Genomic DNA, 7,260 nt, shown 5'->3' on the forward strand with positions numbered 1-7,260 from the left:
TATATTTTTATTGAACAATGAAAAATGAATAATAAACATTGAACAGTACAAATATGCTAGTTTTATTATTTTTAGTATAATTTTAAATGTTCATTGTCCCATGTTCACTGCGACGCAAGTCGCATATTTGCTTACCACCTTACCACCTTGTCAGCTTACCACCTTATTTATTATACAAAAAAAACCAAAGGGTTCATCATCTGTACTAATAAATTGATGTGAGGCTCCTTTTGGGATGATGACAATATCCATAGGCTTAACAATATAAATATCATCATCTACTATTATTTTCCCTTCTCCTCTAGCCACAATAACTGCGTGGACTTCTTGTAATTTTTCAAGGGGAGTAAAGCCATCGAAGCTACATTCATAATAATTCAAATGAAAGCATGTGCCAAAGCCGTTTTCAATGATATGTTGCACAGTGGTTTCATTTTGATTTCTTTCTCCCTCAATAGAAGGCTTAAAATCCTCTTTTTCAACTCCTGACCAGGCAAAATGTTTAAATTTTAATAGATTACTACTTTTACCCAATATATCACACCACTTTCTATTTCTAGTATTTATCATTATGAATTTAGAATATATAAATATTTCTTAAAAGAATTCAATATCATCTAGTTTAACCAAATGGTGGATTTTGATGATAAAAATATATGTAAATAAAGGATAAAGAGTAAGATTACTTTATAAATATAGTACCGTAATAAATAAACAGAAGTAAGTTGATGTATTCTCTAAAATTATGTTATTATTAACTGTAACAATTTTCACAAATGATATACTATACAGATGAACAAAAAGAGCTTAAGAAGCTTGATGACATTATAAAAATATTTTAAATTTATAAAGATAGTTCATCTAACAAATGGAGGTACAAACATGGCAGTTAAAATAGCTCCTTCTATATTAGGAGCAGATTTTGGAAATCTTGAAAATCAAATTAAAAAAGTGGAAGAATGTAATGTAGATTTATTACATATTGATGTAATGGATGGGAATTTCGTGCCTAATATTGCATTTGGACCTGATCAGGTTAAAATGTTAAGAGATAAAACGAATTTACCTTTTGATGTCCATATGATGGTGCAAGATCCTGATCGCTTGATCGGCCGTTTTGCAGAAGCTGGAGCTGATATTATAACAGTACACCAAGAAGCTACTACTCATCTTCATAGGAGTCTAAACTTAATCAAGTCTTATGGTGTTAAATCAGGAGTTGTTCTATGCCCAGCTACTTCTTTAAGTACACTAAAATATGTTTTAGATGAAGTAGATATGATCTTACTTATGACAGTAAATCCAGGTTATGGAGGACAAAGTTTTATCGAAAATTCTCTAGATAAAATAAGAGCTCTAAAAGAGATGATAAAAGGTTACCCTATTGATATACAAATAGATGGTGGTGTCAATTTAGAAACAGCGCCTAAAATTGTAGAAGCTGGAGCAGATGTATTAGTAGCAGGTTCCTTTACATTTAAAGGGGATATACAAAAAAATATCGATGACTTGCGAAGAGTTGTTCTTTAAATTAAACTATGGGTGTTTAACATTTCACAAAAAGGGTATTATATAATTGTTAGCAGCAATTAGAAATAATATAAAATATTTTAACGGAGGTAATAAAATGAAAAAGTATGAATGTACACTATGCGGTTATATTTATGATCCAGCTGAGGGAGATCCAGATAGCGGTATTGCACCAGGTACTGCATTTGAAGATATTCCAGACGATTGGGTATGTCCATTATGTGGAGCAGGAAAAGAAGACTTTACAGTAGTTGAATAATAACGAATAGCTGAAAGCGAAATGCAGAAAGCTGAAAAAAACGGCTCGCCTTTAGGCGAGCTTCTTTTCTATACTAGGAAAATTCTACTTTTTAATCTTAGCTGTTACTTGAGTCATCCTGAGCGTCAGGGTTAAATCTTTGACCCGTAAGACTTGACCCTAGCACTGATGACTGAAGACTGGCCGCTGGTAGCTAATGCACCGTAGGCGCTTTTAAAGAGCATTTAGAATACTTTCATAATCAGATTTTGTTTTAGCTCCTACTTCTCTTCTGATTTCTTCACCATCTTTAAAAATCAATACCGTTGGGATACTCATAACACGGTATTTCATCGCTAAGCTTCTATTTTCATCTACATTTAGTTTAGCAATTTTTATCTTATCTTTATTTTCATCTGCTAATTCGTCAAATATAGGTAATAAAGTTTGACAAGGTCCACACCATTCTGCCCAGAAGTCTACTAAAATAGGAAGTTTGGACTGAAGCACTTCATTTTCAAAATTATTTTCATCAAGAATTATAATATTGGCATTTGCCATTTTTAACATTCTCCCTTCAATAGTTATTTTTTATTTGTACCCAAAAGATAGATTATTAACCGTCATCTAAAGAAAACACCATATGTATATAATCTAAAATTTGTGTTACTATTATCTTAATGTTATTTAGTATTTCATAAAATTCTGTAATTTCTGCGAGCCAATCCGCTAGTTTGCATATTATATCACATGTTTTTTGTTTGATAAAGCATAAGTTCCTATCTTCGCAAAAATCAGTGATTTTTAGCGTGGGTCTAGACTGCTTGTACTCTATCATATTAAGAAAGGAATTTATAGTTTCATGAAAGGATCAATATATAAAGCATTACAAAGAATAACAAATCGAGGAGATTACACGAGATTTCACATGCCAGGTCACAAGGGAAGAAGTAAAGATAATCTTTTTTCTTATGAGTATGATTTTACTGAAATACCAGGCACAGATAATCTAAATAGTCCAGAAGGCCCAATTAAAGAAGCTATGGGTGAAATAGCTAATATATATGGGGTAAAGAAGTCCTTTATATTGGTCAATGGTAGTACGGTTGGTATTCTTGCCTCTATTTTGTCCATTTGCAATAAAGGGGATTCTTTTTTGATTCCTAGGAACTCTCATAAATCTGTGTATTCGGCTTTAATGTTAAAAGAAATTAATCCAGTATATCTATATAATGATGAAGCAAATGAATCTTACCCCATGGTTAATGCAGAGCAGGTAGAAAAAGCCTTTATTAAGCATCCCCATTTAAAGGGAGTGATTATTACTTCACCTACTTACCACGGCATTTGCCTAGATGTAAAATCCATTAGTAAGGTGACGAATACATATAATAAGGTTTTAATTGTAGATGAAGCTCATGGGGCTCACCTAAAGTTTAATGAAAAATTCCCTACCTCAAGTGTAGATTTAGGTGCAGATATCGTTATACAAAGCACCCATAAAACATTAAATTCTCTAAATCAAGGGGCTCTCCTTCATGTGTGTAGCTCAAGGATTTCAACTAATGTAATAAAGAATTATATTAATATTCTTCAAACCACTAGTCCATCTTATCCTATTATGATGTCTATAGAAAATTCCGTTTTAGATGCGAGAGACAGGGGAAGAGAAAGACTAAATCAGTTATTATATTATTATAATAGAATTGAAAAAGAATTAAATAATACTCCTTTTTATTTAAAAGGGTCTGAGCTATTATCTAGTGGCCAAGTATTTGATTATGATAAGTTGAAAATTTGGATTGAAAGTCCTCAGGTTTCTGGAGTATACCTTTCCCATATCCTTAGAAAGAAGTACTCTATCCAAATGGAAATGTGGGACTATAATGGTGTTTTAGCCATGATGGGTATGGGAACAGAAGAAGGAGACGTAGAAAGGCTTGTATATGCATTAAAAGACTGCGCTCATTTAATTGAAGAATATTATGTAAAAAAGAAAAAAATATACTCTTATCCTATAACAAAAAAATGTATAAATCCTTGGGAAGTCATTGATAGAGGCAAGGAAGAAGTTCTTTTAATGGAATCTGTAGGACGAATTTGTGCAGAATTTATTATCCCTTATCCTCCAGGTATACCTGTTTTAGTTCCTGGAGAAAAAATAGATAAAAATACTTTGTTATTTCTTAGAAATTGGGAAGACAGTGATATTATGGGGCTAAATGAAAAGAAAATACAGGTTATAAAATAAGGAGGCAATATGGGAAAATTAATTGTAATAGAAGGTTTAGATGGGAGCGGAAAAGAAACTCAAAGCAAATTACTCTATAAAAGGTTATACCGAAACGGATATAAGGTCATGATGATCTCTTATCCTAGATATGAAAAAGAGAGTTCAGCTCTTGTTAAAATGTATCTTCGAGGAGATTTTGGTAAGAATCCAGATGAGATTAGTCCATATGTGTCATCTACTTTCTATGCTGGAGATCGGTATGCTTCTTATAAATGTGAATTTGAAGATTTTTATAATAATGGTGGTATTATTATTGCTGATAGGTATACAACCTCTAATATGGTTCATCAAGGGGGAAAAATAAGTGATGAAGAAGAATTCAATAAATACCTAAACTGGCTATGGAATCTAGAGTTTGAATTGTATAAGATCCCTATACCAGATAAAATTTATTTTTTAAATATTCCTTTAAACCATTCTATAGATCGAATTGAAAAGAGATTAAACAAAATAACAAATGGAGAAAAAAAGGATATACATGAAAACAATTATATCCACTTACACAATGCCTATAAAAATGCTAAAAGACTAATAAACTTATACCATTGGCACGAAATTGATTGTATGAATAAAGATGAATTTAGAACTATTGAAGACATTAATGAAGAAATATATAAGGATATTATTGATAATATAATAAAAGATGAGGTTACAAATGTTTGATCAGATTATTATAGACGAGAAAAATAAATATATACTTTCCAAAGCCATTGATTATAATAGAGTTAATCATTGCTATATATTTGTAGGACCTGAGGGGACCAATAAAAGAAAGACGGCTATAGAGTTTTCAAAAGCTATCCTGTGTTCGGTAGATAATAAGCCTTGCAATCATTGTACTTCTTGTAATAAGATGGACAGTGGAAATCATCCTGATTTTATTGAAATCTTTCCCTTAGAATCAAGCATTAAAATCAGTCAGATACGAGAAATACAAAAAAAAATGAATGTAAAATCCTATGAAGGGGATAAGAAGGTATTTATAATCAATAATTGTGAAACTATGGGTATCCCTGCACAAAATTCTCTATTAAAGACTTTAGAAGAACCTAATGCAGGCGTATATATTATTTTAATTAGTGAGAGCAAAGAGAGAATACTTCCTACAATTTTGTCGAGAGGTCAAATTTTATATTTTAATCCACTAGATAAGGAAACCTTTCAATCTTCTCTTAGAAAAAAGTATTCCCTAAAAGAGAGCCTTCTTGACGATGTATACGAATTAAGCCAAGGTTGTATTGAAAAAGCTGAAAATATCATAAAAAATCCAGAAGAAATCGATCAATTTAAGATCTTTAGAAAATATATTTTTTCTATTATGAAAGGTGATTATTCTCAAATCTTTGAATTTTCGAAGTGGATAAAAGATGAAAAATTGAGCAATGAGTACATCATAAACAATTTATTGATCCTATTTAAGAATGCCTTGTACGCTAAAGTAAATGGATCTTTGAATGTGTATAAGGAAATAAGTGAGTGTTTAACTTATGAAGGGTTTCATGATATAATAGGGAATATTATAATCTTACAAGGTGATTTAAAATATAATGTAAATTTACAATTACAAATCGAAAGATTGTTGTTAAGAATACAGGAGGAAAAATTAATTAATGATAAAGGTCATAGGAATACGGTTTAAAAAGGCCGGTAAAATATATTATTTTGATCCACAGGATTTTGAGCTAAATGCTGAGGATAAAGTTATTGTTGAGACAGCTAGAGGGATAGAATTTGGTACAGCTGTAACGCCTATAAAGTTTGTATCTGAAGAAGAGATAGTACCTCCTATAAAACCCGTAATTCGAATTGCTACTCACAAGGATGAAAAAACGTACAAGAAAAATAAAGAAAAAGAAGTTAAAGCTTTGGAGATATGCAAGGAAAAAGTAGAAAAACACAAGCTAGATATGAAGCTAATTGATGTAGAGTACACATTTGACAATAATAAGATTATTTTTTACTTTACGGCTGAAGGAAGAGTAGACTTTAGGGAATTAGTGAAAGATTTAGCTGCTATTTTTAAGGTTCGCATTGAATTAAGACAAATTGGCGTCCGGGATGAAGCTAAAATGCTTGGTGGTCTCGGACCCTGTGGCATTCCTTTATGTTGCTCAAAATGGTTAGGTGATTTTGAACCTGTGTCTATTAAGATGGCAAAAGAACAAAGTTTATCATTAAACCCAACTAAGATTTCCGGAATCTGTGGTAGATTATTGTGCTGTTTAAAATATGAGCAAGATTTTTATGAAGAAGTAGCCAAGAGATTACCTTCAGAAGGACAAAGAGTCATATCCCCTGATGGAGAAGGAATTATTATAAGGGTCAATACCTTAGCTGAATCTGTCATAGTAAAAATTGATGGAGATGAAGTAATCGTAAATGAATATAAATTAGATAATATTAAGTTACAATCCTCTTGTAAGGGATCTTGTTGTAAAACAAAACACAAAAAACAAGATGGAGAAGAAAAACAAAATCATACCTGCAATCATGAAAATCATGTAAAAAAAGAATTATTGACAAAAAACAAACAAAAAAGTGAATTATAATTAAAAAACCACTTGAATAATAGCCATTTTATTATATAATAAGAGCAGTGATAAGATACATACCTTACATATGTAGGAGGTGAATTTAAATGGCTTATACAATTAGTGAAGATTGCATCTCTTGTGGTTCTTGTGAATCAGAATGTCCAGTAGAAGCAATTAGTCAAGGAGAGTCTATATACGAAGTTAACGCTGACCTTTGCACAGATTGTGGTTCATGCGCTGATGTATGTCCTGTAGACGCGGCTCAAGCAGAATAATAGAATAAAACAATAAAAGCGACCTCATAGAGGTCGCTTTTTATTGCTTGTTGATGTTTTTGTGGATAAAATAAGACTTATTCACCATGAAACGACAAATCGATATAAAAGTTATCCACAAATTTTGCACAAAAGTGCATCAAATGTGGATTAATCACAATATTTAGTGGCGTTCGTTTGTTCTACACTAAATACAAAGAATAGAATGTAATTAAATGGAAGGGTATAGAGAATATTGTGGAAAACTTAGTGAGAAATGAACAAGAGAGAGTGGATAACTTACACATTAAGGGTTTGAATATTGCATTTCAAATGGACCATCGATGCTAACTTTTGAGCCACCTGATGCATTAAAATAGACCATCAAATGCATACTGATAGACCATTTTA

The 7,260-nt window shown here is 31.5% G+C and carries 9 protein-coding genes; 7 read left to right on the forward strand and 2 right to left on the reverse strand.

Annotated elements, in window-relative coordinates:
- Positions 1-150: 150 nt before the first annotated feature.
- Positions 151-570 carry a cupin domain-containing protein gene (locus DES36_RS09955; RefSeq protein WP_113921055.1) on the reverse strand — a complete coding sequence of 140 codons (420 nt, stop codon included), beginning with the start codon at positions 568-570 and terminating at the stop codon, positions 151-153.
- A gap of 312 nt (positions 571-882) precedes the next feature.
- On the opposite strand from DES36_RS09955, the gene rpe reads away from it, so the two are divergent.
- On the forward strand, positions 883-1,530 hold the full coding sequence (gene rpe / locus DES36_RS09960) for a ribulose-phosphate 3-epimerase (RefSeq protein ID WP_113921056.1): 648 nt from the start codon (positions 883-885) through the stop codon (positions 1,528-1,530).
- 97 nt (positions 1,531-1,627) lie between these two features.
- Entirely contained in the window at positions 1,628-1,789 is a 162-nt protein-coding gene (rd, locus tag DES36_RS09965; protein ID WP_113921057.1) for a rubredoxin, read from the forward strand.
- A gap of 213 nt (positions 1,790-2,002) precedes the next feature.
- Here the strand turns inward: rd and trxA are convergent, their stop codons facing one another.
- On the reverse strand, positions 2,003-2,329 hold the full coding sequence (gene trxA / locus DES36_RS09970; RefSeq protein WP_113921058.1) for a thioredoxin: 327 nt from the start codon (positions 2,327-2,329) through the stop codon (positions 2,003-2,005).
- A gap of 301 nt (positions 2,330-2,630) precedes the next feature.
- Between trxA and DES36_RS09975 the strand changes: the two genes are divergently transcribed.
- The 5 genes from DES36_RS09975 (at position 2,631) to DES36_RS09995 (ending at position 6,870) form a co-directional block, all read left to right on the forward strand.
- Complete coding sequence (locus DES36_RS09975; RefSeq protein ID WP_113921059.1) at positions 2,631-4,019, forward strand: aminotransferase class I/II-fold pyridoxal phosphate-dependent enzyme; 1,389 nt, start codon at positions 2,631-2,633, stop codon at positions 4,017-4,019.
- A gap of 9 nt (positions 4,020-4,028) precedes the next feature.
- Entirely contained in the window at positions 4,029-4,724 is a 696-nt protein-coding gene (locus DES36_RS09980; RefSeq protein ID WP_113921060.1) for a dTMP kinase, read from the forward strand.
- Positions 4,717-5,700, forward strand: a complete 984-nt coding sequence (holB, locus tag DES36_RS09985; protein WP_170128264.1) for a DNA polymerase III subunit delta' — start codon at positions 4,717-4,719, stop codon at positions 5,698-5,700. Before DES36_RS09980 ends, holB begins: the two co-directional genes overlap by 8 nt.
- Positions 5,672-6,610: a PSP1 domain-containing protein gene (locus tag DES36_RS09990; protein WP_113921062.1), complete on the forward strand. Its 939-nt coding sequence runs from the start codon at positions 5,672-5,674 to the stop codon at positions 6,608-6,610. Before holB ends, DES36_RS09990 begins: the two co-directional genes overlap by 29 nt.
- Positions 6,611-6,699: 89 nt before the next feature.
- Positions 6,700-6,870, forward strand: a complete 171-nt coding sequence (locus DES36_RS09995) for a DUF362 domain-containing protein (protein ID WP_113921063.1) — start codon at positions 6,700-6,702, stop codon at positions 6,868-6,870.
- The last annotated feature ends 390 nt before the right edge of the window (positions 6,871-7,260 follow it).

This window comes from Alkalibaculum bacchi, from assembly GCF_003317055.1.
Taxonomy (GTDB): domain Bacteria; phylum Bacillota; class Clostridia; order Eubacteriales; family Alkalibacteraceae; genus Alkalibaculum; species Alkalibaculum bacchi.